The sequence below is a fragment of the Corallococcus sp. AB030 genome, from assembly GCF_003668965.1.
GTDB lineage: Bacteria > Myxococcota > Myxococcia > Myxococcales > Myxococcaceae > Corallococcus > Corallococcus exiguus.
In genome coordinates, this window is record NZ_RAWQ01000004.1 from 1 (window position 1) to 24,182 (window position 24,182).

The following is a 24,182-nucleotide window of genomic DNA, read 5'->3' on the forward strand; positions in this document are numbered from 1 at the left end:
GGCCTCGAAGGCTTCCGCGATGCGCGCCCACTCCGGCTTCTCCACCTGCTTCGCCATGCCCGGAAGCGTCCGCCGCGAACCGCTCCCCCGGCAATCCCTCACGGCACATCGTTGGCCGGACGGTTACCGGTGCGAAGCTTCAGCGGCTGCGCATCACCGGGGAGCGACTCCAGCTGCGAATCCGGCTGGAGGAGTCCTGGCTTCCCTTTGTCCCGAAGGACGCGCCGGCTGAAGCAGCCCCTGCCCCGGACGCGTCCCGCGCGGTGACGATGATGCTGCTGAGCCTCTACCAGATGCTCCACTTCGCCCGGACGACGGAGACCCCCAAGGCCGTCAAGCGCCGCCGCTCCTCCGGTTGACCCTGCCCTCAACGCGGGCCACTCCGCCCTGAGGGTGGACCAGGTGTCACCCCCACGGCCTTCGCTGGCCCACCGGGCCGTGTTGTTCCGGAGGGCCGCCATCCCCACGTTCGGAACCCCGGGTGGGGGGTCGCGAATGATGGTGTTCCTCATGGATGGGCAGTGCGCGACCGCGAGGGTGGTGCGCCACTCGACCGCGGCGCGCAGGCTGCGCCTGGAGGTCCCCGACCTGCGGGGCCATCCTCGACCGGCCTCCGGCGCCACCGGGGATGCCGCTGCTCACGAGCAGACGGGCGGTACGGCGGGTGGCGCGGGGCTGTTCCTACAGGCCCTGGTGGGCGCGACGCCCGCGTGGGGCGCTCGGGTGGTGCGACGAGCGCGGCGGGTCACAAACACAACCTCTTCCCTGGAGACACCTTCATGAAGTTCGACCTTCCCTCCTTTCTCATGGGCTACGGCGCGGGCGCGAGCACCGTGCTGATGACCAAGCATCTGCGGCCGCTCCTCGTGGAGGTGGCCACCTCGGCCTACCACTTCGTCGACCTGGTGCTCGCGCGCGTCGCGATGAAGCACGAGGACGTCGAGGACCTGATGGCGGAGGCGAAAGCGAGGGCTCGCGGAGGCGGCCGCACGCGGCCCACGGACGAGGCCAGGGCCTAGGGAGCGCACATGACGAAGAGCATCCACGTCATCCACACGTCACCGGGACGCACCCGCCTGCGGCTGCCGTGGTTGCGGCGCGACGGGAAGGAGGCTGCGTCGCTGGCGGATGACCTGCTGCGGGTGGAGGGCATCAACGAAGTGCAGGTGCGGCCCTTCACCGGCAGCGTGCTGTGCATGCACGACCCCGAGGAAATGGGCGTCGAGCGCCTGATAGAGGAGGTGTGCCGGAGCACCGGAGTGGACACGGTGGTGCGCCCTGGAGAGGAACTGCCCGACGGGGACGCCCTGCTGCGGTCCCTCGAGAAGGGCAGCGGCGTGGCGCGAGCGGCCACCTTGTTCATCAAGGGACTCAACGTGGAGGTGCTACGCGCCACCGAGGGCCACGTGGACCTGGGCGCGCTGGCGGCGCTGGGCTTCGCGGCGGCGGGCGCGGTGAATATCGCCGTCAAAGGAAAGGTCGACTCCCCTCCGTGGTTCAGTCTGGGCTGGTGGGCCTTCCGCACCTTCGCCACCATGGAGGAGTTGGCCATCCGGAACACCTCGGCCCAAGTGCGCCACCACAACGGCGACGCGCCCCCGCCTGGCAAGGTCGCCCACTGATGTCGGTCCGCGGTGGCGGCCTTTTGCAAGGCACCAGACAGCGCGGCGGTTGAACCGGTGAGCCTTTGAGCCCCACGGCCATGTCCCCAACGTCCTGGGGACTGGAGGGGTTCATGACAGACACAGGTAGCAGCGCGAGGTTGAGGAAGAGGTGGTGCGGGCCCCTGCTCGCCCTGCTCCTGGGGACAACACCCCTGCTCGCGGGCGCACAGCAGGAGCAGGCAACCGCCGAGCGCACCGAGTCCGATGCCAGGATCGATCCCCAGGCCCAGCGCATCCTGCGCCAGATGAGCGACTTCCTGGCCGAGCAGCGCGAGTTCTCCGTCCGCACCGAGGGGACGCTCGATGAAGTGCTCGACTCGGGGCAGAAAGTCCAACTGCAGCGCGCGGGCGACGTGCGCCTGCAGCGGCCCAACCGGCTCCGCGTGGACCGCGCTGGAGACCTGGCCAGACTCCACCTCTTCTATGACGGCCAGCGGCTCACGGTTCAAGGCGAGCAGGCCAACGTCTATGCGACGACGCCCGCCCCTTCCACCCTGGATGCCACGTTGGACATGGCTTCGCAGAAGCTCGGGTTGGATGCGCCCGGGGGTGACCTGCTCGTCAGCAATCCCTACACCGCGCTCACCGAGGACGTGCGCTCGGGGAAATACCTCGGCTGCGCCAAGGTGAACGGCGTGCCCGTGCACCACCTGGCGTTCCGCAACCGCGACGGCGTGGACTGGGAACTGTGGGTCGAGGACGGCCCGCGGCCCCTGCCGCTCAAGTACGTCATCACCTCGCGGGACCTGCCGGGAGCACCGCAGTACTCGGTGACCCTGTCCGAGTGGAACCTGTCGCCCAAGCTCACCCCGGACCAGTTCCAGTTCACGCCCCCACGTGATGCCGCGCGCGTGTCGTTCCTCGCACCGGACTCGAAGGGCGGATCGCAGCAAGGAGGCTCGAAATGACGACGCACACGCGCAAGCCCCGCCAGCGGGCGGCGGCGATGTTGCTGGGGCTCTTCTTCCTGGGAGAGGTGCTCCCGGAGGTGGCCCTGGCCCAGAACTACGGCACGTCGCGCCGGGTGGCGCGGCGCACCTCGCGACGCACGGCCACCCGGCAGGACGCCTACTCCGGCAACAACACGGCCGTGGTGGCGGCGCCGGTGGGCGCGCAAACCGTCACGTCGCTCCCCGCGGGCTGCGCGGCCTCGACGGTGGGCGGCGTCGCCTACCAGCAGTGCGGCGGCGTCCGCTACCGTCCCTTCTACCAGGGGGACACCCTCGTGTACGTCGCCGAGTAGTCCCTGTCTGGCTATGACAGGAGCTCGACGTAGCCGTCCGTCCCATGCACACGGATCCGCTGCCCGTCCCGGATGAGCCGGGTGGCCTGCTGCACGCCCACGACGGCTGGCAAGCCGTACTCCCGTGCGATCACCGCGCCGTGGGTCATCAGGCCGCCGACCTCCGTCACCAGGCCCTTGATGGACACGAACAAGGGCGTCCAGCTCGGGTCCGTGAAGGAGGTGACCAGGATGTCGCCCGCTTCGAGCCTGGCCTCCGCCATGTCCAGGATGACGCGGGCCCGCCCCTCGATGGTCCCGGCGGAAACCGCAAGGCCAACCAGCGCGCCGGCCGGCAGGTCGTCGCGGCGGTATGCCCCGGCGATGACCTCGCCCTCCGACGTGAGCACCCGGGGCGGTGTGAGTGATTGATACGACCTGAACGCGTCCTTGCGCTGACGGATGAGCAGCTCATCCGCCTGGCTAGTGCGCACGACGTCGTGGAGTTCCTGGAGCGTGAGGTAGAAGATGTCTTCCTTCTCGCGAAGCACCTGGGCCTTCACGAGGCGCTCGGCTTCTTCCAGCAGGGCCTGCTTGTAGACGAGGTATCGGTTGACGATGCCGTACTTCGGATACTCCCGGTACCCCATGAAGGTCCGGACCCGGTCGATCATCCGCTTTGTCTCTTCGGCCTTCCCCTCTCCGTCCGGCAAGGCCCGCAGGCGCTCCAGCACCTCCTGCTCCTTCTTCCAGGCCTCCTGACGTCCCTGCTCGAAGCGCCGCGCGCCGGCACCCGGCTCGAAGTTCTGGATGTTGCCCAGGAGAATGGGCACGAGCGTGGAAGGCCGTTCGCTCCAGCGCGGCTTCGTGATGTCGATCTCGCCGGCGCAGCGCATGCCGTACTTGTCGAGCCAGGCGCGGATGGCGTCTCGCGCTTCCCGGCCGCCAGCGAGCGTGTCCATCGCGTCCAGGAATCCCTCGTCCTCGACCTGGCGCAGGAAGGCCACCACGTCCGGATGCGGGCGGATCACGTCCGCGACTTCCAGGAGCGCCAACCCCATCTCCGACGTAACGTTGTTGGGGACGGACTGAGTGAGCGTGTCGGCGGCGTTCTTCTCGCCCAGCCACTCATGGAGCCGCGCGTTGAGCCACTCGGAGGCATCGATCCCGGCCATGATGACCTGATGGCTTCTCGGCTCGAACAAGAGCCGCTTCAGCTCCTGGATGTCCGTCAGGATGAAGTCGATCAGCGCCGCCCCGGACTTCGTCTGGATGTCGCGCTTCAAGGCGGCGATGGATGCCTGATTGCGGCCAATCAGTTCGTCGACGATGGCCGGATCGGTTTCAATCGGGGCGGGTGCGCCGCCAGCAGGAGGCCTGACGGGACTCGCGTCCGGGAGCGGCCGGATGAAGTCGCTGCGTCCGAGGAGGGTCTGCAGCGCATCCCTGATCAACGGATCGGATTTCCCCAGGCCCTCCACGAGGACCGCGCGGCCCGCTGGCGAGGCCAGGAGCTGGGTGACGTCGACGAACAACCTCCCGCCGGCCTCGAACATCGGCCGCAAGGCCGTCAGCTGGAACAGGGAGAGCCCCAGGGGCTTCATGGCGTCGGTCATCATCTGCTGATGACCGACGGAGACGTAGACGTGGTTCTCCGGGTCGCTGGCCACGGGGATGGGGAACAGCGTGGTGATGGGCCGGCTCTGGACGAAGAAGAACGCGTCATCGACCCGGCACCATTCGATGTCCTGGGGGCGGCCGAAGTGCGCTTCGATCCGCCGGCCCAACTGGGCGAGCCGCACGACCTGCTCATCCGTCAGCGCGGGCTGCTGCTGCAGGTCCGGCGCGATCGCTTGTTCCTGAGTCCCGCCTGTCGGCAATGCGTGGATGGCCAGCTGCTTGGTGGCGACCGTCTTTGCGATGACCTCGCCGTCCCGCACCTTGTAGGAGTCCGCGTTCACCAGTCCGGAGACCAGGGCCTCGCCGAGGCCGAAGCTGGCCTCCACCGAGGCGACCTTCCGGTGGGAGGTGATGGGGTCGGCGGTGAACAGGATGCCAGCCGCCTGCGGGAAGACCATCTGTTGCACGACCACCGCCATGCGGACCTTGCGGTGGTCGAAGCCATTCCGCATGCGGTAGATGACAGCCCGCTCGGTGAAGAGCGAGGCCCAGCACCGGCTGACGTGCTGGAGGATCGCCGCCGTCCCCACGATGTTCAGGTACGTGTCCTGCTGGCCCGCGAAGGAAGCCGTGGGCAGGTCCTCCGCCGTCGCGCTCGAACGGACGGCGTAGGCGGCGTGCTCGCCGAGCCGGGCGAGCGCGTGGGTGATCGCCGCCGCCACATCGTCAGGGATGGCGGTCCCTTCGAGGGTCTGGCGGATCTCAGCGCTGAGTGCGCGGATCCGCTCGCGGTCGTCCGGCTTCAGGCGCGACAGCTGCTGGAGCTGCTCGTCGATGGACGGCGCTTCTGCCATGAGGCGCTGGAAGGCGTCCGTCGTCACGCAGAAGCCAGCCGGCACGCGGATGCCGTCGATCCGCGAAAGTTCTCCCAGATGCGCGCCCTTGCCGCCCACGACCGCGACCTGCGTCTGGTCAATCTCCTGGAGACCCAACACGTAGCAGCCCATGCGCTCCCCTCCCTCTCGCGAAAGGGCGGCACTGTACTCCTTGGGTGCCCCCTGGAGGCCCGACCGGCGGCGTGAAACTCTCTGGCGGAGGACACTGAGGTCGCAATCAGGGAGGCAGGAGAGATGGGTTTTGGAAGTCGGTCCGCGCTGGGTTCGGTGTTCATCATGCTCCTGGGCGCGAGCGTTCCGCGGGCGGTCAGCGCCGAGCCCGCGGCACAGGAGCTCAAGCGCTTCAAGGCGAGCGAGACGACCGGGGCGATGTTCGTCCTGCGCGCGACGGGCTGCCACAAGGCGGGCGACACCTGCCAGCTCGAGCTCGAGTTGAGTGACGCGGCTGGCGGGAGGCGAAAGGCGAAGCTGCCCTCCGGCATGGCGTACGGGATTCAAGCCGAGTCCTCCGAGAGCTGGACCTCCGGCGAGGAAGAACAGAACGTCACGACCTCCGTCCAACCGGTACGACTGGAGGCCGGGCAGTGGGGACTCCTCGTCACCCAGCAGGGCGGGTTCGAACACGTCCATCGTCACCACCGTCTCTACGTGGTCAAGGACGGCGGGGTGGCGGAAGCCTGGAACGGAGATGAGAACTTCGCGGGTCCGGAAAGCTCGCACGTCGGCCCGTATCCGCTGACGCCGGGCTCACCGGTCGAGGGCTTCTACAGGGAGTATGCGTTTCTCTCCGCCGAGCCCGACGAGTGGAAGCTCGATGCCTACCGCTGGGATGTCGCTGGCCGCAAAGTGGTGAAGGAGCTCCGGAACCGGCCCGCGCGCTACGCGGCCATCATCGGAAGCTTCAAGACGGTCCAGGAAGCCATCGCATCCCGCGACAGCGCACAGCTGGAGCAAGCCTGCGCGAGCGGCTTCCTGGTCCTCGAAAGCACGCCGCACAAGCGCCTGACGCCGGGGCTGTTCGTCGTGACGAGCATCCACTCGGAGAAGAAAGCAGCTGAAGCCGCGCTGAAAAAGGTCGGAGCCTGCAATCCGAAGGTCTCCGGTTACGTCAAAGCGCTCTGAAAAGACTCATCGGAGGCCCTGCCTCACCCAACGCTCCAGGGCACTGCGCGACAAGACCCAATCCCTCTCCCCGGGTTCTTCGTTCGCATTGATGCGTCTTCATACAGTCCAAGCCCACACGCACCGCGACTTCAGGTCAGGGGTGGGAGATGGGCCAACCCACAGGAAGTTTCGAGGTCTCCGAAGAATTGCTTCGCTTGGGCTCTTCGGGGTCTGCGGTAGCAAACCTCCAGAATCATCTCCGGTTGGCTGGGCTCTATAAAAGGCCCATCGATGGTTGCTTTGGGACAGACACAGCCTATGCCGTCAGACAGTTCCAGTTCGACAGGAAGCTGAGCCCGGACGGGATCGTGGGCCCCCTCGACCTGGGCGGCCCTGAGCACCCTCTCCACTCCTGCCTCAACAATTGGCAACGCCAACAGCCCCAAGGGCTTTCCGTTCGAGATGGGTATAGGGGTCTACAGTGTCGGCCTGGTGTCCAACAGCGCTGGCGTGAACCTTCGAGCCCAGCCCGATCCGACCGGCACGTTCAAGAAGAAACTCGCTTTCAACACACGCGTTTTCGTAAGCCGTGAGCTTGCGGGCGACTGGTACTTCGTGACGCTCGCGGATGGAAACTCTGGCTTCGTCTACAAGAAATACATCAGCATCAACCCACCCGACCCCGGCTCCGTCTTTTACAAGATCAAGAAGAGCGAAGGCGCGCTGGCAATCGTCAAGCAGCATTACAAGGGGTCCGCCATCCAATGGGGGCAGGACGAGCGCTACTATGCCAATGTCCTTGTCGAGGCGAATCGGGGCCAGGGGCTCCGCGGAATCTACAACCCGACCGAGGACGCGGCCTGGGACAAGACCCAGACGCGTGAAGGCTACCTCATCTGGATTCCGAGCATGGAGTTCGCCAAGAGCCTGCGAGGCAAGGTGGGCTCAGGCTCCATCTCGTATGAACTGTGGCAGGACGTCAAAGCTGTCGCCACGAACGTTGGGAACGCCTACCTGGGGAATCTGGCCTTTTCCGCGGGCCTGATTCACGGCGCGCTCGAATCCGTCTGGGATCTCCTCACAGGGCTCATTGATCTGCTGGAGTTGGTATGGAAGCTCGTCTACAGCTTGCTGAGCGGCGAGGTCCTATCGGACTTGAAGGGCCTGTGGGATCTGGCGGCATCGTTGAACCTGAAGACGCTGACCGAGGCAGGCATCCAGGCTCTCTCCAACCGCTGGAACGATCCAAATCTCCTTCGCCGTGAGCATTTCCGGGGCTGGCTGATCGGGTACGTCATCGTCGAGATCGTGTTGGCGGTTGCTACTGCGGGAGCCGCCATCGTGAAGTGGGCAGGCAAGGCGGGAAAGCTTGGCAAGCTCCTCTCGAAATTCCCCAAGTTCGTGAAGCTCGCGGAGAAGGCGAAAGACCTCACGAAGCCCCTGGACAAGGCGATCCAGGCGGCTAAGAAGTCAGGGGTCCGTTCCGCGGTGAAGGCACAGGGGAAGGTGAAATCCTTCTGGTCACGGCTTCATCCCTCGAAGCTGGCTCAGGCTCGGACACGCCGAGCATTACTGCGTACGAAACTAAAGAACACTCGCGTCCAATTAGGGAAGGCTCGCCTCCAGGAACATCAGGCGAATAAGAAGGCTCGTCTTTCGAGACTGACACAAGCCAACCCCGTCGACATACGTCGTGCGAACAGACTCCGGAGGTTTCCGGCAATGTCGCGAAAGCGCTTGCATCACATCATCCATGGCGACAAGTGGGGCGGCGGACATGGACCGAACTCGCCGAAACCTGGCAAAAGCAAATTCAAGGCATCTTTCGACATCTTCGAAGCCATCATCGACTCAGCCCGCACGGGAACAATAGGTCCCAACTACAAGTGGGGCACGAAAGTCCGTCTTACGGTTCGTTTTGCGTGCAGAAGACGTATCCCTACTCCGTGGGATTCACCCCCGATGGCCAACCCGTTCACTCCATTCTGGTCGCCATTAGCGATGACGGCGCTATAATCACCTCCTTCCCTGCTCCTCCGTGAGGACACCATGTGGATGAAGTGCGTACTGTCTGACGAGGAGCTCAAGCGAAGCACCTCGTCCGAAGCCGACGACTTGCTGGTGGGGTACCATCTTTTCCAGACAGCCATCTTCTTCGGTACGAATTCCCATCCCAATGCCTTTGGGGATGTGACGGCTGCGGAGTCGGGTGACTTCAGCAAGTCCTTGTTCGTCGTGCCAGGAGTCGACTTCGCGATGGCGTGGTCCAGTGTGTTTCCCTGGCTCGAATCCTCCGAGAAGAAGTGGGTCTATCAGCATCCTGACGATGCCGCGCGGCTCGTGCTGGAGAAGGCCGACGGCGAGCGGGTTCGAATCTACCTGGACTGGGCGCCTACGAAATTCGTTGAGGCGGGTGAAACCGAGCTGGGTGAGGTCAGCCTTGAGGTGGTGGACGAGCTGGTCATCAAGCTGGTGGACCACCTCCCCAAATGCCCTGCGAAGGATGTGGCCGAAAGCCTTGAGGGTCTAGACGAGGCATATTCGGAGCTGGAGTAGCGCCAAGGCCCTTCTCCGGCACCCGGTGACGAGGACTGCCCCATGAGTGATGTCCACCTTGTCTCCATTGGCGGCGGTGCGATCTCGCTGACACATCGCCCCAAGCTCAAGGACTTCTCCACGCTGCGTGCCGAAGGGGTGACTCACGTCGTCACCCTGCTTGCGGAGACCGAGGGCGCACGCCAGCTTGGCGAGGCCGCGACCCGAGCGGGCCTCGGTTGGATTTGGGTTCCGTTTCACGGCGGAGCGGTCCCGGCCCCCGAGCGGACCCAGGAGCTCAGGCAGGTGTTGCACCAACTGAGCGCCATCGTCGAGGGTGGCGGCAAGCTGGTCATCCACTGCTCGGCGGGGATTCACCGCACGGGCATGTTCGGCTACGCGCTCTTGCGACAGCTCGGACTGAGCGCCGACGCTGCGCGCGCCAGGCTCGCAGAGTTGCGTCAGGTCACCGCGGAGGGCGTAGGCCCAGACCGCCTGGCCTGGGGGGATGCGATGGTAGAGCCCTGGTCCTGCACTTCTGGGTGAGGCCAGACTCGAGGAGCTGGAGTAGCGCGGAGCCGGCCACATCAGGCTCACAGATGGGGGAAGGCAGCGACGCTGGTGCCGCCCAACAGCACGGGAAGCTTCAGGCTCAGGACGACGGCCCCTTCGAAGCCATACCGGGGCCGTTGGTCCTCCGTGGCGAAAAGCGGGATGCCCAGGCGCAGGCCCAACGAGCCGTAGATGAAGGAGAAGTAGGGCGCGATCTGGAGCCCCGTGGTGGCCACGTGCGTCCGGGACTCCGTTTCGTGCATCACGCCCAGCTCCAGCCCCAGCAACATGAAGTTGCCCTGGATGCCCGCGCTCAGCCGGGTATGTGAATCCTCGATCCGCTGCGCCTGACCGAACACGCCCAGGGCATGGATGTCGTCCGCGATGTTGAGGGACGCCTCCAGCCCCAGCCCCGACCCCCGCGCAGAGCTGCTGAACAGGGGGCCGATCATGAGCCACGTCTCGCCTTTGGGGAACGAGGGATCCGCCCGGGCCACGGACGCGGTGAGGACGCAGAGAAGAATGAGGAGGTGTTTGGACATACAGCACACGGTAGCAACCGCCATGCCCGAGGCCGCGTCCTCCGGGAACCATGCCGTTCCGTGTGCAGCGAGCTGCACGGTGTGCACCGCGATGCCGAGCCGTCAGCCACGCTTCGGTGTGTACCGCCGCGCGGCCTCGTCCTCGGTCCGGCGTATGGACGCAGGTAGGAAGCGGCTTCGTCTGGAGGCAGCCAACGTTGCAGGGGGAGCATCTGACCGGCACCCTGCCCCTTCAGCCACGCAATGGCAACCCGGCGGAGACCGTCTCCAATCGCAAGCACCCTTCCCGGAACTCCGCCACTGCGTGGCCATCCGGTGCATCCGGAAGGTTGACGTGGAAGGTGCCCCGGTACCAACGCGCCCTCCCCTCGCCCACCGCTGGAGCCGGAAGCCGCTGCCTCAGCTCCTCCGGAAACGCGGACGCGGCGGCGGCGAGGCGGGCCTCCGCTTCGGCGGGCTCGCGTATCGCGAAGTCATCCCATACACAGCCATAGGGCGACCCCATATGCCCTGACACCGTGAGGTCCACATCCAGGGCCTCCGCGAGCAATGACACCAGCGGCGCCTTTCCTGCTGAAGCATCCCCTCATTTTCGATTTCCCCTCTGAGCTTGCTCGCTCGGCTGCTCATGCATTCTCCGAGGGGAATCTTCAAATGAGGGGATAGCTCAGCCTTTCCTGGGCTCACGTGCGTCACGAGCACCCGGACCTCTCCAGGCACCCTCGGCCGCGCCGAGTCCAGCAGCGCAGAGAGGTCGCGAGCCGTCGCGTGAATCTTCCCGCGGCCTCCGTCGATGGGCGCGTCAGCTCCCAGCAGATTGGGAAGCAGGTTCCCCCCGAGTCCGAAGAAACGGAACGGGCCATGCGTCGCTGTTCCCAGCAGCGTCAGGTTGGGGACGTGCTCGCGCCCTGCCAGGAGCGAGGCCACGAATCTGCTGACGCGGCTCGATTCGGACGTGAAGCGCGGAGCGTGAGGAAGCCCTCCAGCTCGCGCAACGCGCCTGTGAGCATGCAGGAGATGGCGGCTATGTGCGTCTGCGGGTGATGGGCCTGCGGATGGTCGCACGCATCCAGGGCGCTCCGGGCCGGGAGCGCACGCTGGCCCGGGCCGCCGCCATCGCGAATCGGCTGGAGGACCCCGAGCTGCGCATCCGCATCGACCGCGCGCGGGAGCGGGGCTAGGGCTTGTAACCCTTGGGCCAGCGGGTCTTCTCGTCGTACTTCGACTCTTTCGCGTTGCCAGGCATCTTCGCGCCGGTCAGGTCCGCGCCCCGGAAGTCCACGAAGTTCATCTTGGCGCCCGAGAAGTCCACGTCTCGCAGGTCCGCGCCATCGAAGCGGTTCCACGTCACATCCGCGCCGTCGAAGCGGGCTCCACGGAGCTTCGCCCCGGAGAAGACAGCCCGGTAGCAGGAGGCCCAGGTGAAGTTCGCTTCGCGCAGGTCCGCGCCCCGGAAGACGGTGTCGGTGAGGTCCGCCTTCGTGAAGTCCACCCCCTGGAGGCGAGCCTCGGTGAAGTCCAACACCTGGAGCCGGTACGCGCCCAGCTTGAGCCCCGCCAGGTCCACGCCCTGCAACGGAACCGGGAACCGCTCCCCCTGGGCGTCCATGTAACGCTTGCGCCACGCATTCCAGCGCGCCTGACCGTCCTTCACCTCGTTCCGCAGCATCGCCAGTGCCTCTGCCGTGGTCGGCAGCAGCAGCTCCATGAAGTGTCTCTCGGAGAGCTCCGCGAACGTCGCGCCTTTGGCCTTCAGCCCCGAGGCGACGCTGGCGGCGGCACCGTTTCCCAGCACCAGGTGGGTGACTTGCGCATCGGGCCTGGCCGCGACCGAGGCGCCCAGTTCCTTCAGCAGACCTTCACGGAACGCGGGCGTCGCCTCCTTGAAGCGGCCCCCGAAGAGGAACCGGGCCCCTTCCAGGCGCTTCTCGAACAGGCCTTCGGGCTTCTGGGCCAGGGCGTTCCTGCCGCTCCTGGGCTTTAGCGCATCATCCAGGAGGAAGGGAGCCCCCGCGTCGAGCGGCCCGTCCTTCAGCGTCTCCACCACCACGCTGCCGTCCGGCCCCACATGGGCCACCGTGTCGCCGAGACGCGCGATGGGCCTCGCCTTCTTCACCAGCGAGGTGGCGCTGGCGTCCTCCGGGGCGGGCTCCAGCCAGCGCGCGTTCGCCGGGTCCGTTGCGTCCACGTGGAGCAGCCGCCCCAGTGAATCCGCCACCACGACGCGCGTGTCGCCCGCGAAGAACACCTGCCCCAGGACCGCGTCGGGCCGTTCGAGCCTGCACTGCGTCTCGCCGCTTCGCGGATCCACGAGCAGCAGCCAGCTGTCCGCGTCATCACGGTCGATTTCAATCACACTCACCGCGATCCACCCGCGGGGGGAGACCGCCAGCCCCTCGACCTGTCCGCCGCCAGCCAGCGCGATGTCCCGGATGAGCTCCGGCTTCTTTCCCAGCCGCCACAGGTGCAGGGCGTCGTCCGCGGTGGCCAGCCACGCATCCTCGGGCCCGAAGGCGCAGGCCTGGACCCGTTCCTTGTGCACCAGGTCCGCCTGGAGCAGGGACCGCTTCAGCACCCAGACCTGGGCCCGCTCCTGCGCGGGCGCGGCGATGCGCGTCTCATCCCGGGAGAGGGCGAGTGGCCCCGAGGCGTAGCTGACCATCTCGAAGGCCTCGGGGGAGCTCTCGCTGAGCGACTTCTCGACGTAGATGGACGAATGGTCGAGCCGCACCAGCGTCCCGGACGACAGGGCCTTCACGTCCGTGGGAGGGAAGTTGGCTTCAACCTCCTTGCGCGCGCCAGAGCCCAGTTCCCACGAGACAAAGGCTTTGTTCGACGCGGCGACGACGGTGTCTGGCGTCAGCGCCAGCCCCAGGATGGGCGACGGCGCGGCCGCACCGGCGATGGGCGCAAGGACCTCCATGGACCACACGCTGAGGGCGCCCTGGGTGGATCCGCTGGCGAGCCACCGCCCATCCGGAGACAGGACCGTCACCGGGCCCTGCAGGTGGCGAGAAGGCACCTTGAGGGTCGGCCCATCGTCGCCGTCCGGAACGCTCCAGGTCCGCACCTGGCCCTCGTTGCCCAGCGAGTACGCGCGCGTGCCGTCGGCGGAGAAGCCCACCCACCGGCAGCCCGCGGGGCCGCGCCCCTTGCCGAACTCGTGCCGTCCCACGAAGGGCTTCACCGGCTTCAGCGTCGGCAGGTCCCAGAGTTCCACCTTGCCGTTGCCGTGGCCCACGAGCAGGTGCCCACCCGAGGGCGAGAAGGCCAGGGCCAGGACCCTGGTGCTCTTGCGCTTCGCCTGCGCCTTGCCGGTCCGCGCGTCGAACAAGCGGACCACGCCTTTCGACGACCCGGTCGCGAACCACGCGCCGTCCGCGCTGGAGGCGACGGCATACAGGTCTCCCTCCATCTCCTTGAGCTTGTGGACGACGGCGTGGCCCTCCACGTCACGGACCTGGGCCACGTTGTCTTCAATGGTGACGAACCGGGACCGGTCCGCGCTCATGCCGGCCAGGCGGAGGTGCTGCCCATCCTCCAACGTCCAGACCACCGAGCCCTTCGCGGAGAGGCGGTGGATGATCCCCCACCCTCCCACGAGGACCTCATTCCCTGGCAGCGCGTGCACCACCTGAAGGTGACCGTCTGCCTTGTGCTGTTTGACCGCGTTCCCGCTCGCCACGTCGAAAGACACCACGTGAGAGTGACCGTCATCCCCCGTGGAGAGGGCGGCCCACAGGTGCTTCGAGTCCGGCGAGAAGTCGATGCCGATGAACTCGCCGGGGACGTTGAAGGGGGCAGCGCCGTAAACGCGTCGAGCGGTCATGAGACAACTGCATACACAACAGGGACCCTCGCGGAAAGTGAACCCATGCTCACACCCGCGGCGTCCCTCGTCTCAGGTCGCGCCCGGCTTCCACGCGGACGCGGAGCGCAGCAGGCCCGCACCGCTCACGATGAGGATTCCGGTGAGGACCAGCACCGCGCCCACCGCGAAGGAGATGTCCGCCTGTTCTTTCAGCACGAGGATGCCCGCGCTGATGCCGAACAGGGGCGTCATGAATGAGAACACCGACAGGTTGGAGGCGAGGTAGTGGCGCAGGAGCCAGAACCACACGAGGTAGGTGGCGAAGCAGACGATGACGCACTGGAAGAACAGGCTCGCCCAGGCCACGGGGACCATCGTGATGGGGCCGGCCTGGCCCGTGAGAAAGGCCACGGGCAGCAGCAGCGCGGCGCCGCCCACCAGCTGATACAGCAGGGTCTGCGTGGGCGGTGCGTCGGACAGCGACGAGACGCGAATCACCACCGTGGTGGCGCCCCAGGACAGGCCCGCGAGCAGTCCCATCGCATCTCCGCGGAGCACGCCCGGGCTGAGTCCGCCTCGCAGCCAGCCGCCGCCAAAGGCCAGCGCGATGCCCGCGAAGGCCACGCCAATTCCCAGCCACTGCGTCCGCTTCAGCCGCTCGGAGGGCACGAACCAGTGCAGGCCCAGCGCGGAGAAGACGGGCGCGGTGTAGAGGAAGACGCCCATGTGCGAGGCGTTCGTGTGTCGCAGCCCCTCCGCCACGAAGAGGAACTCCAGGGAGAAGAGCACGCCCACGAGCATGCCGGCGCGCCACGGCCCGCGGCGCAGCAGCCCCCGCTCGCCCCGCACCCAGCACAGCAGCGCCACGAGCAGCGCGGCCACGCCCGAGCGCAGCGCCATCTGCATGAGGTTGGGGACGTAGGGAGCGGCCATCTTGACGGCCACCTGCTGGAAGCCCCAGATGGCGCACAGCACGACCATGGTCGCGAGCGCGAAGCCATCCGCGGGTTTTCGTTGGGAGCTCATGACTTCATCCTGCGGCTGACGGGGCGGATGGATATAGCGAGATTCCGACAACCCATCCCGAGAAGCCGCCATGGCGAAGCAGCTGCAAGTTCCCTTCACCTCAAAGCTTCCACACCCCGTGTATTTCCGGGCGGCGATCCTGCCCGCGGAGGCGGCCTATCCGCGACACCGCCATCCCTGGGGTGAGTTCGTCTACGCGTACAGCGGGGTGATGGAGCTCAAGCTGGCGGGCAGCCACTACCTCGCGCCCCCGCAGTACGGCATCTGGCTGCCGCCCGACCTGGAGCACCGGGGCATGAACCGCTTCGAGGCGAGCCACTGTTCGCTCTACCTCGACCCCGCGTGGTGCCGGGGGTTGCCCAGGACAGCATGCGCGATGGCGGTCAGCCCGCTGATGAAGTCCTTGATGGAGCACCTGCGCACCCATGAGCTGGCGCAGCCACGCACCAGCGCCGAGCGCAGGTTGTTCCGGGTGCTCATCGACCAGTTGGCGCTGGCCCCCGCCCATGGGAGCTACCTGCCCATGTCCGATGATCCGCTCCTGCGCCCGGTCCTCACGGCGTTGGAGCAACACCCGGAGGATGAGCGCTCCCTGACGGAATGGGCCAAGACGCTGCACACCACCGAGCGCACACTGGAGCGGCGCTGTCAGCAGCACCTGGGCCTGTCGTTCAGCGAATGGCGTCAGCGTCTGCGCGTGGTGAAGGCGCTCGCGATGCTGGAGCAGGGACACGCGGTGGAGGCCATCGCGCTGGACCTGGGCTACAGCAGCGCCTCCGCCTTCATCGCGATGTTCCGGCGGATGACGGGCACCACGCCAGACAAGGTCCGCGGCCACGGCTTCGTGGCCGCGTGACGGGCCTCCTCATCGCTCAGGGCGTGTACAGCTCCGCCGTTGACAGATACCCGAGGGAGCCCCCCCATCCTCCCGCGATGAGGACCTGCCCGTCGGGCAGCAGCGTCGCGGACTGGTCCGAGCGCGGTACGACCATGGTTCCGGCAGGGATCCAGGTGCTCGTGGCCGGGTCGTACAATTGCGGAAACCGGCCCCCGACGACGAGCACCCTGCCACCGGGCATCAGCGTCGCGGTGTGGAGGGCGCGACGTTCGAGCATGGGGGCAATGGGGCTCCAGGTGCCCGTGGCCGGGTCGTACAGCTCCGCCGTCGCGAGACTGGAATCAAACTCGTCCACGCCTCCCGTGACGAGCACCCTGCCATCGGGCAGCAACGTCGCCGTTTGGAGGGCGCGGGCTTCAGTCATGGAGCCGGTGTTGCTCCAGGTGCCCGTGGCCGGGTCATACAGCTCCGCCGTCCTGGTGCTGCCAATTGAAGTAGTGAATCCCCCAGCGACGAGCACCCTGCCATCAGGGAGCAGCGTCGCCGTGTGGTTCCGACGCCACTCCGCCATGGAGCCGGTGTAGCTCCACGTGCCCGTGGCCGGGTCGTACAGCTCCGCCGTCGGGGGCGCGCCGGGAACGTCACTGCCTCCCGCGACGAGCACCCTGCCATCAGGGAGCAGCGTCGCCGTCTGGCTGGAGCGAGGTTCGGCCATGGTGCCGGTGGGGCTCCAGGTGCCCGTGGCCGGGTCGTACAGCTCCGCCGTCGCGAGGAAGCCGCTGGAGTTGAGCCCCCCGACGGCGAGCACCCTGCCATCGGGCAGCAATGTCGCCGTGAACTGCCAACGCCCTTCCGCCATGGAGCCTGTGTTGCTCCAGGTCCCCAGGGCCGGGTCGTACAGCTCCGCCGTCGCGAGGTAGTCGACATCCGAGGCGAGCCCTCCCACGACGAGCACCTTGCCGTTGGGCAGCAGCGCTGCCCTTTGGTCGGCGCGAGGCCCCGCCAGGGAGTCCGTCAGGGCCCAACTCCCCGAACAGGCCGGCAGCCCCGTCGCGGTGAAGGTTTGGGTGTCGGTCAGGTTGAACGCATTGGTGACAGTCACGGTGATGGAAGGAGGAGCGCTGGCACAGGAAGGAGCCGTCCAGGTGACGCGGCTGCGGAAGGGGTCACTGAGCGGCAGTTCCAGCCAGCCGGCGGTGGCCTCCCAGGAGAAGGTGAGCGCGGAACCCTCCGGATCGATGGCATTCACCTCGTAGGCGAACTCCTGGCCCGAGGTGGCCGTGTCCGCGGAGCGGTAGGAGCGGATGATGACGGGGGGAAAGTGATTGGCCGGAGGCGTGTCGCGGACGCACAGCGCGACGGTGCCGGTGTTCTGTCCGCCGCGCCCATCCGTGACGGTGACGGTCAGACTGCAGTTGTTGCAGGCACCCGCGGGCAGGGCCGAAGGCGTGAATTGAGCAGAACTGGAGGAGGCCTGCGCCCAGGTCCCGGCACAGGAGGCGCTCCAGGCGTAGGAGAGGCTGTCACCGTCCGGGTCGGAAGCCGAGGCGGAGACAGACGTCGTCTCCCCGACGGCCAGGGACGTGGGGCTGGCACTGAGAGCGGTCACCCCGGGCGAACTGTTGAAGGAGAGGGACAGCTCCGCCTCCCCCTCCCCGTCCGCGGTGACGTTGACCGCCAGCGTGACGCTGGAAGCCAGGCCGCGCGAGTCCGTCACGGTCAGGATCAGGGTTGCAATGCCCGTAAAGCCAGGCGCGGTCCACGAAGTGGCGGCAGCCGAGGTATCGGAGAAAGAACCCGCGGTCGCATTCCAGGCGTAGGAGAGCGTATCGCCCGGATTGGGATCATGCGCGGTGGCGGTCAGAGCGATGGTGCCGCCCACCGCCACGGAGGTGGAGGAAGCCACCAGGGAGTCAATGACGGGCGCCTCATTGTCGAAGGGAGGCGGAGGGTCGAGCTGCTGAAGGGTGATGGCGACCAGGGTGCTCTGGTTCGCGTTGATGGTGACTCCCGTAACGACCCCTTCGAAGCTCAGGTCGCCGGAGAAGTTGAAGGCCTGGGCCACGAAGGTGCGATCAGAGCCTGCGGGGATGTTGCCAATGACTCCTCCCCACACGCCGTGGGTCGAAATCAGCTCCACGGTCACCGGCGGGATGTCCGGGCCGCTCGAGGTGACCAGGACGTAAAGGATGTCTGGGGCGAGCGCCTGGTTGGCGGAGACAGCGAAGCGGACCGAGCCGGTATCCTTCGAGGAATCCGAGCAGCTCGCCAGCAGTGACACTGCGAGCGCGAGCACCAACGGAGTGAATGCCTTCTTCATGCGGCCGCCTCCCATTTTCCAATTCCTTGCAGTCAGCTGACTGGCTGACGTGGCGCGGAGTATTGGCAATGGGAGGCGGCGCTGGACATCACCCCGGTAGAGCACGCGCCATCGTTTGCCAGACGAATGCGGACGCTTGCTTGGGTGGCATCAGGGGACGGCGCTCACGTCCACGTCGACGACGCGGGGCTCCTCGGTGCTCGTCGTGCTGGTAACCGAGGGCATCTTGGCGGCCACCTTGAGCGTCAGCGCCCATCCGCCCGTGGCGAGCTGGGTGGGCACGTACTTCCAGGAGAGGTGCACGGGCCCCGTGGTCTCGCCCTCGGCCTGAAGCGCCGTGCGCGCCCGCTCCTCGATCTGCGCCGTCGTCAGCCGCGTCCGGAGCAGGTGGCCCGAGCGACCCAGGGCCGGCCAGGCGATGAGCGCGCGCTGGAAGCTGCCGTCCGGCCCGTGGGAGACCACCGCGCGGTGGCCCTCCACGCGAATGCCATTGATGGCGCGCATCACGAACGTCTTGTGGCGGTGGAGCGCGGGCACTTCGAGGCCCGCGGGGTCCTCGCTCTGGGTGAACGACTTCACCTGCCGCACCGCCCCAATCTCAGACGTGGGGATGCCCCAGCGCTGCAGGCGGGCCAGGGCGGTGCGCTGGAGGATCGCGGGCTCCTGCGGTGTCTCCGGGCCACTGGCGACCTTGTTCAGCACCAGCACCTGGCCTTCGGACGGGTCGCGCTCCAGCTTCCAGGACTGGGACTCCAGATCCGCGCGGGAGCCCAGCGTGTCCGTCTGGGTGAAGGGCTCGGTCGTCCCCACCAGGGAACCCTGCAACGCGGCGTCACCAAACGCGGTGCTGGGAAGCAGCGCGGTGGGAATTCCTCCGGTGGGCGGCGTGGCGATCGCCGTGGAGTCGAAGATGAAGCCCACGGTCGCACGGGCGGACTGGGTGGTGACGGCGGCGGGATCCATGAAGGCACCGTCGTCGCAGCCAGACACGGCGGCGAGCGGCAGGACGGTCAGGAATCGGATGAGGAGATGGCTTTTCATGGCGGTTCGTTCTTTCTGTTCGAAGTCGAGGGGGGCGGTGATCACTCGGGCAGAATCTGCCCGCCGGAGGGGTCGCAGCCCCCCACGTAGAAGATGGTGGAGGCGACCTTGCGCCCGGTGCTCTTGCGGTCCCGCCAGCCGCCGGCCTCGAACATCGCCACGCGCTGCGCCTTGGTTTCACCGAAGACGATGGACACCGGGCAGTCGTCGTTGTCCGCGACGTTGTCCGAGCCGTCGTCCCAGTCGTAGGCCTCGTCGATCCAGTTCTCGCCCGCGCCATCGCCCCGCGAGTTCGCCACGTAGCGCTTCACGTAGTCCGTCACGAAGTTGCCGCACGACGAGTTGCCGTGAAAGGCATTCCACATGCTGAAGCCGCTCGTGGGCGTCACGAGCGACGTCCGGTACCCACCCTGCTTCCAGACCTGGTAGTCGCCAGACTGGCAGGCCTTCACGACGGCGATGTTCAGCTTGCCGTTGCCCAAGCTCATGTGGGTGTCCGTGACGGCGGAGCACGCATCCGCGTTGGTCCCCATCACGAGCCAGCTGCGAAGGTTCGCCTCGCTGTGGCCGCCGTGGGTGTGCACGAAGAGGACGTCCGCGTCGTCCACTCCGGCATTGAGCTGGGTGTCCTTCGCGTCGGCCGCGGCCCCCTTCGAGGCATCGGTCCAGAGGTCGGTGCGCGCACTTGAGTTGTTGATCGTGCGGACGTCCGTCCAGAGTCCGGAGCTGATCAGCGTGTTGAAGTAGTTGGCGAACGCCGCCGCCGTCTTCGTATGCACGGAGTGCGTGTCGGCATTGCACTGCCCCGCACCGCCGAAGTTGGCGATGCCGTAGACATGGGTTTCGTTCGCCAGCGCCGCCGCGGGCAGGAGCAGCGCGAGCGCCGCGCCCGTCCACTGGTGGGTCTGCATCCGGAGTCTCATGGTCCGTCTTTCTCCCCGTCTGGGGTGTCGGTGATGGACCCTCAACGAAATCCGGGCGGAATTTCCCTCACCCCCTTCGCGAGAAAGTCGGGTGACTGAACGGAGGACCAGGGGGTGTTAGGGTGGAAGGTCCCGTGAACGAACTGCCCCTGCCCAAAGAGCCCCACCTCAAACCCTTTCCACTCGTCGCGCCGCACCGGGTCGTCGCATGGCTCGTCTGGGTCGGCATCTTCCTCGTCGCCTACAACTATTTCAGCCGCGGCGGTGATGCGGCTCGGCAGGCCTTGAGGGAGCCACGTTTCTTCATCCCGTTCATCGTCACGGTCTTCCTGACGCTGTTCGCCTTCTTCTACTGGCGGATCCGTCGCTGGTTGACGACCTACAATCAGGCAATCGCCTTCCACAGCGCGGGGGACGAGAAGGAAGCCTCCCGCAGGTTCGAGGAGGCTGCCCGCCGCGCCACCCAGGGGGCACAGCGGGCGCTGTCGGTCGCCATGATGGGTCAGTGCCAGTTGGCGCTGGGGGACACCGGGCGCGCACTGGAGCTCTTCGGCTCGGCGGAGCGCTCCGGAAAGCTCCGGAGCTCCATCCCGGCGATGTACCGGTGGATTCCCAACCTGATCGCCACCGTGCGCTTCGCCCAGGGGGACCTGGCCTCCGCGCGCGCCTGGGTGGAGGAGGGACGCAAGCGCAACGGCGACCTGCCCCCCATCTACGCGCTGCTGCCGGAGGTCGCGCTCCTCTGCCGCGATGGCAACCCGGCCGCCGCCGTGTCCACGCTGGATGCGCGGGCGGGCGAAGCGGATTCACTGGTGGGGCGGGATGCCCGCCGGCTCAAGCTCCTCCGGGCCTTCGCCCTGGACGCCCTGGATCCGGCGAGCCACGCGGCGGCCATCGACGCGAGCCTCGCGGCTCTCCAGCCCGTGCGCCCTGGCGACTTCGAGCTCCTCTCCGCCCGGTGGCCCGAGATGCAAGCCTTCATGGAGCGGCGGGGACTCTCCCGCGCGGCGTAAGGGGGGCGGATGCCACGCAAGAAGCAGGAGTACGGTCTCAGTCACGCGGACCGCGTCGCGGAAATCGAGCGGAAGTTCGGACGCGACCAGCTGGAACCCGTGCTCGAGCAGTTGAGCCGGGTTTCTCAGCCCACGGAGAAGTTGCTGGGCGCCATCGTCTTCCTCGCCAGGGTGGGCCACGTCCAGGACATCGCCCTCACGGTGGCGGCCGCCAACAAGAACCCTTCCGAAGTCTTGAACGCCGCGACGGTGAAGGAGGAGCGCGGTTAGAGGTTCCGCGCCAACCGCTCCCGCGCCTTCACGATCGCCGCGGTGCGCGTCGTCACCTCCAGCTTCGAGAACACGTTGCGCAGGTGCCACTTCGTGGTGGAGAGCGCCACGTTGGAGCGCTCGCTGATCTCCTGGTTGCTCAGCCCCTGCGCCAGGAGCTTGAGCATCTGGAGCTCCCGCTCGGTCAGCGGCTCCAGCGGCGCGCTGGGCAGGGGCGCGATTGTGGCCGGCCCGCTGGGGCCCAGGGACAGCAGGTCCTGGTACCGTTCGGTGTAGCGGGCTGGCAGCACGTGGCTCAGCTTGCGCTGCGTGGCCGCCGCGACGATGACTTCCTGCAACCCGGGCGTCTCGTCGAACACGCCCCGGCTGAAGCCGAACCGGGGCACCAGCGCGAACCCCCGGTTCACCGCGGCGAACGCCGCCGCGGGGTCTCCGGCTCGCCAGTGGCACACCGCCAGCGCGGCCAGCAGCGCCGTCTCCCGGGCCACGCAGCCCGCGTCATGCGCGCTGGCCCTCAGCGTCTCCAGCAGCCCGTGCGCCCGGTCGTGCCGCCCTTTCGCCATCAACACCCACGCCTGCGCCACGCCCAGCTGCTCCCAGGTCTCGTCGTAGAAGCGCCGCTCGCTCCATTCGCCCCGGCGCATGCGCTCGCCCAGGTCGAACTCCCGCGCCACCGCCTTCATCCTCGCGGGGGACTGCTCCACCAGCGACAGGCGGATCTTCTCGCCGCAGACATGGGCCAGGAAGCGCGTCTGGTGCCCGCATTCGAGCACGCTGTGCAGGTAGTCCAGGAGCTGCCAGGCCTCCGCGTACTTGCCTCGAATCGCCTTGATGCGGGCCAGCACCAGGTAGGCCACCGCGAAGGTCTCGAACACCGCGGCCTGGGACATGAGCGGGAGGACTTCGATGCAGAGCGCCTCGGCCTCGTCCAGCCGGTTCTGGTCGTAGCGGGTGTTCGCCAGCGCCGTCGCCGCGTTCACCCACACCGGGTTGCGCCGTCCCCGGCTCGCGCGCTCGAACGCCGCCTCGCACCGGTCCGACGCGTCCTTCATGTGCCCCTGCGCCCGGTCCGCCAGCACGATGAGGACGTCCGTGTAGCCCACCATGTAGGGGTTGTTCAGTCCCTGCAGCGTCTCTCGTGCGACGGACGCGAGCCGGCGCATCGCATCGAACCGGTTCTGCCGGAGCGCTTGGTAGGCCTTCGCCGCGAGCACCGCGCCCGCCATGAAGACGTCCGGGTCCTCGTCCCCCGGTGTTGCCTCCAGCTCGATGCCAGACGCCGGGGCCGAGTCCGACAGGACGGCGTGCAGCAGCGCGAGCCTGGAGAGTTGTCGCGACAGCCGCTCGCGCTCCGGGTCCGCCGCGGCCGTCTGGAGCCGGCGCTGCGCGTCCTGCAGGGCCAGGGAGGCGGGCGCGAAGCCTCGGGACAGGATGAGGCACGCGATGCGCGCCACGCAGATGGCCGGCGCGTGGAAGGTCTCCTCCGCCGTCAGCTTCGCCGTCCAATGGAGCACGGAGGCAATCTCTCCCTCGCGCATCCACTCCTCCGCGCACCGGGCCGTGAGCTCCAGGCACCAGCCCCGGTCCCCCGAGGCGAACGCGTGCGTCAGCGCTTCGTCCGGCAGCGCATGCTCAGCGAACCACGCGCTCGCCTCGCGGTGCAGCCGGGGGATGCGGTCGCCGTACGTGCACGCGAGCTGCGTGCGCAGGAAGTCGAGGAACAGCGGGTGGTAGCGGTACCACTGCTGCTGCGTGTCGAGCGACTGGATGAACAACTGCGCCCGCTCCAGCTCCGCCAGGAGCGCCGGCCCCTGGGTGATGCCCAGGAGCGCGTTGCACAGCTCCCCGTTGAGCCGGTCCACCACCGAGCTCAACACTAGGAACGCGTGCACCTCCTCCGTCTGCTCCCGCAGCACCACGTCCGCCAGGTACCTCGCCACGTCGTGATTGGAGCCGACGGCCTTGCGGAGCGCATCGCTCACGCTGGCGTGCTCGCCCGCCGTCAGAAGTGCCAGCTTCACGCCGGCCACCCAGCCCTCGGTGCGCGCGCGCAGGTACTCCACGTCCTCCGGATTGAGCGCGGCGCCGCACAGGCGCTGGCCCAGCTCGTGGATGGCCTCCCCGTCCAGGCCCAGGTCGCGGCCGTCGAGCGTCACCAACTGCTCGGTGAGCTTCAGCTTCGCCAGGTCCAGCTCCGGCGGGCTGCGCGACGAGACGATCCAGTGGACGTGCGGCGGAGCGTGGTCCAGCAGGTACGAGAAGGCCCGCACCAACGAGCGCTCCCGCAGCACGTGGAAGTCGTCAATCACCACGACGAGCTCGCGCCCCAGGTTCCACAGGCTCCGCAGCACCACCGTCGTCGCATGGTCGAGCGGGGGCGCCACCTGCGCGTCCAGCTGGCTCGCGATGTACGCGTCGAACTCCGGGGCCGCGCGGCGGATGGCTCCGACGAGATAGGAGAAGAAACGCTCGGGCGCGTTGTCCCGCTCGTCGAGCGACAGCCACGCGAGCAACCGCGATCCGCCCACCTCGCGGTACCACTGCGTCAGCAACGTCGTCTTGCCCGAGCCCAGCGGCGCGGTCACCAGCACGAGCGTGCCGCCGACACCCCGTTCAATCTTCCGGAGCGCCGCGCTCCGCGACACGAGCACCGACGCCGTCCGCGGCGGCGTGAGCTTCGTCGGCAGCAGGTGCGAGAGCGGATCGCCCATGGGCACGTTCCCCCTGTGACCGATTGATTGCCCAAGTAGACCACGCGCCACTCGGGCGGGGACCGGGGCCGGGACGCCTCCAACGTCAACCAGC

General features: G+C 67.5%; 23 protein-coding genes and 1 pseudogene. 15 read left to right on the plus strand and 9 right to left on the minus strand.

The features are described from left to right. From D7Y15_RS45485 to D7Y15_RS01510, 6 genes and pseudogenes are all read left to right on the plus strand, one after another. A pseudogene (locus D7Y15_RS45485) lies at positions 1-359 on the plus strand (hypothetical protein); the annotation flags it as partial. A gap of 136 nt (positions 360-495) precedes the next feature. Then, the gene (locus D7Y15_RS01490; RefSeq protein WP_121751481.1) at positions 496-783 is read left to right on the plus strand and encodes a hypothetical protein; all 288 of its coding nucleotides are present in this window, start codon (positions 496-498) and stop codon (positions 781-783) included. Continuing rightward, on the plus strand, positions 780-1,019 hold the full coding sequence (locus D7Y15_RS01495) for a hypothetical protein (protein WP_120575324.1): 240 nt from the start codon (positions 780-782) through the stop codon (positions 1,017-1,019). Before D7Y15_RS01490 ends, D7Y15_RS01495 begins: the two co-directional genes overlap by 4 nt. 9 nt (positions 1,020-1,028) lie before the next feature. After that, positions 1,029-1,622: an HMA2 domain-containing protein gene (locus D7Y15_RS01500; protein ID WP_121751482.1), complete on the plus strand. Its 594-nt coding sequence runs from the start codon at positions 1,029-1,031 to the stop codon at positions 1,620-1,622. Between the two features lie 113 nt (positions 1,623-1,735). Further along, on the plus strand, positions 1,736-2,572 hold the full coding sequence (locus tag D7Y15_RS01505; RefSeq protein WP_158624343.1) for a DUF2092 domain-containing protein: 837 nt from the start codon (positions 1,736-1,738) through the stop codon (positions 2,570-2,572). Further along, on the plus strand, positions 2,569-2,907 hold the full coding sequence (locus D7Y15_RS01510) for a hypothetical protein (RefSeq protein WP_120575327.1): 339 nt from the start codon (positions 2,569-2,571) through the stop codon (positions 2,905-2,907). The genes D7Y15_RS01505 and D7Y15_RS01510 overlap by 4 nt, the downstream gene beginning before the upstream one ends. Positions 2,908-2,918: 11 nt before the next feature. On the opposite strand, the gene rph is transcribed toward D7Y15_RS01510, so the two are convergent. Continuing rightward, on the minus strand, positions 2,919-5,513 hold the full coding sequence (gene rph, locus D7Y15_RS01515) for a rifamycin-inactivating phosphotransferase (RefSeq protein WP_121751483.1): 2,595 nt from the start codon (positions 5,511-5,513) through the stop codon (positions 2,919-2,921). 156 nt (positions 5,514-5,669) lie between these two features. Between rph and D7Y15_RS01520 the strand changes: the two genes are divergently transcribed. The 5 genes from D7Y15_RS01520 (at position 5,670) to D7Y15_RS01540 (ending at position 9,587) form a co-directional block, all read left to right on the plus strand. After that, positions 5,670-6,524 carry a hypothetical protein gene (locus tag D7Y15_RS01520; RefSeq protein WP_126935410.1) on the plus strand — a complete coding sequence of 285 codons (855 nt, stop codon included), beginning with the start codon at positions 5,670-5,672 and terminating at the stop codon, positions 6,522-6,524. A 149-nt stretch (positions 6,525-6,673) separates the two neighbouring features. Further along, positions 6,674-7,099, plus strand: coding sequence for a peptidoglycan-binding protein (locus D7Y15_RS46700; RefSeq protein ID WP_121751485.1), 426 nt, complete (start codon positions 6,674-6,676; stop codon positions 7,097-7,099). After that, a complete protein-coding gene (locus tag D7Y15_RS01530) occupies positions 7,017-8,522 on the plus strand; it encodes an SH3 domain-containing protein (RefSeq protein ID WP_148712674.1) in 1,506 nt (501 codons plus the stop codon). The genes D7Y15_RS46700 and D7Y15_RS01530 overlap by 83 nt, the downstream gene beginning before the upstream one ends. 39 nt (positions 8,523-8,561) lie before the next feature. Next, positions 8,562-9,062, plus strand: a complete 501-nt coding sequence (locus tag D7Y15_RS01535) for a hypothetical protein (RefSeq protein WP_139919297.1) — start codon at positions 8,562-8,564, stop codon at positions 9,060-9,062. 42 nt (positions 9,063-9,104) lie between these two features. After that, complete coding sequence (locus tag D7Y15_RS01540) at positions 9,105-9,587, plus strand: tyrosine-protein phosphatase (protein WP_121751488.1); 483 nt, start codon at positions 9,105-9,107, stop codon at positions 9,585-9,587. 47 nt (positions 9,588-9,634) lie between these two features. Here the strand turns inward: D7Y15_RS01540 and D7Y15_RS01545 are convergent, their stop codons facing one another. Further along, positions 9,635-10,045, minus strand: a complete 411-nt coding sequence (locus tag D7Y15_RS01545) for a hypothetical protein (RefSeq protein WP_233596720.1) — start codon at positions 10,043-10,045, stop codon at positions 9,635-9,637. A gap of 322 nt (positions 10,046-10,367) precedes the next feature. Further along, the gene (locus D7Y15_RS01550; protein WP_121751489.1) at positions 10,368-10,691 is read right to left on the minus strand and encodes a hypothetical protein; all 324 of its coding nucleotides are present in this window, start codon (positions 10,689-10,691) and stop codon (positions 10,368-10,370) included. 472 nt (positions 10,692-11,163) lie between these two features. On the opposite strand from D7Y15_RS01550, the gene D7Y15_RS44575 reads away from it, so the two are divergent. Further along, positions 11,164-11,316, plus strand: coding sequence for a hypothetical protein (locus D7Y15_RS44575; RefSeq protein ID WP_158624346.1), 153 nt, complete (start codon positions 11,164-11,166; stop codon positions 11,314-11,316). On the opposite strand, the gene D7Y15_RS01555 is transcribed toward D7Y15_RS44575, so the two are convergent. Together D7Y15_RS01555 and D7Y15_RS01560 are read right to left on the minus strand one after the other, a co-directional pair. Continuing rightward, a complete protein-coding gene (locus tag D7Y15_RS01555; protein WP_121751490.1) occupies positions 11,313-13,964 on the minus strand; it encodes a pentapeptide repeat-containing protein in 2,652 nt (883 codons plus the stop codon). The genes D7Y15_RS44575 and D7Y15_RS01555 overlap by 4 nt on opposite strands. A gap of 72 nt (positions 13,965-14,036) precedes the next feature. Continuing rightward, on the minus strand, positions 14,037-14,972 hold the full coding sequence (locus tag D7Y15_RS01560; RefSeq protein ID WP_120575334.1) for a DMT family transporter: 936 nt from the start codon (positions 14,970-14,972) through the stop codon (positions 14,037-14,039). A gap of 70 nt (positions 14,973-15,042) precedes the next feature. Here D7Y15_RS01560 and D7Y15_RS01565 point away from each other — a divergent pair, with 70 nt between their 5' ends. Then, positions 15,043-15,828, plus strand: a complete 786-nt coding sequence (locus D7Y15_RS01565; RefSeq protein WP_121751491.1) for a helix-turn-helix domain-containing protein — start codon at positions 15,043-15,045, stop codon at positions 15,826-15,828. Positions 15,829-15,844: 16 nt separating this feature from the next. Here the strand turns inward: D7Y15_RS01565 and D7Y15_RS01570 are convergent, their stop codons facing one another. From D7Y15_RS01570 to D7Y15_RS01580, 3 genes are all read right to left on the minus strand, one after another. Then, entirely contained in the window at positions 15,845-18,130 is a 2,286-nt protein-coding gene (locus tag D7Y15_RS01570) for a kelch repeat-containing protein (protein ID WP_121751553.1), read from the minus strand. Positions 18,131-18,280: 150 nt separating this feature from the next. Continuing rightward, the gene (locus D7Y15_RS01575; protein ID WP_121751492.1) at positions 18,281-19,171 is read right to left on the minus strand and encodes a hypothetical protein; all 891 of its coding nucleotides are present in this window, start codon (positions 19,169-19,171) and stop codon (positions 18,281-18,283) included. Between the two features lie 41 nt (positions 19,172-19,212). After that, positions 19,213-20,094 (minus strand): hypothetical protein, encoded by an 882-nt coding sequence (locus tag D7Y15_RS01580; RefSeq protein ID WP_121759408.1) that lies wholly within the window; start codon positions 20,092-20,094, stop codon positions 19,213-19,215. Between the two features lie 134 nt (positions 20,095-20,228). Between D7Y15_RS01580 and D7Y15_RS01585 the strand changes: the two genes are divergently transcribed. After that, complete coding sequence (locus D7Y15_RS01585) at positions 20,229-21,107, plus strand: hypothetical protein (protein WP_121751494.1); 879 nt, start codon at positions 20,229-20,231, stop codon at positions 21,105-21,107. A 9-nt stretch (positions 21,108-21,116) separates the two neighbouring features. Further along, the gene (locus D7Y15_RS01590) at positions 21,117-21,377 is read left to right on the plus strand and encodes a hypothetical protein (RefSeq protein WP_121751495.1); all 261 of its coding nucleotides are present in this window, start codon (positions 21,117-21,119) and stop codon (positions 21,375-21,377) included. On the opposite strand, the gene D7Y15_RS01595 is transcribed toward D7Y15_RS01590, so the two are convergent. Continuing rightward, positions 21,374-24,088, minus strand: a complete 2,715-nt coding sequence (locus tag D7Y15_RS01595) for a LuxR C-terminal-related transcriptional regulator (RefSeq protein ID WP_121751496.1) — start codon at positions 24,086-24,088, stop codon at positions 21,374-21,376. The two genes, D7Y15_RS01590 and D7Y15_RS01595, sit on opposite strands and share 4 nt — an antisense overlap. Positions 24,089-24,182 lie beyond the last annotated feature (94 nt).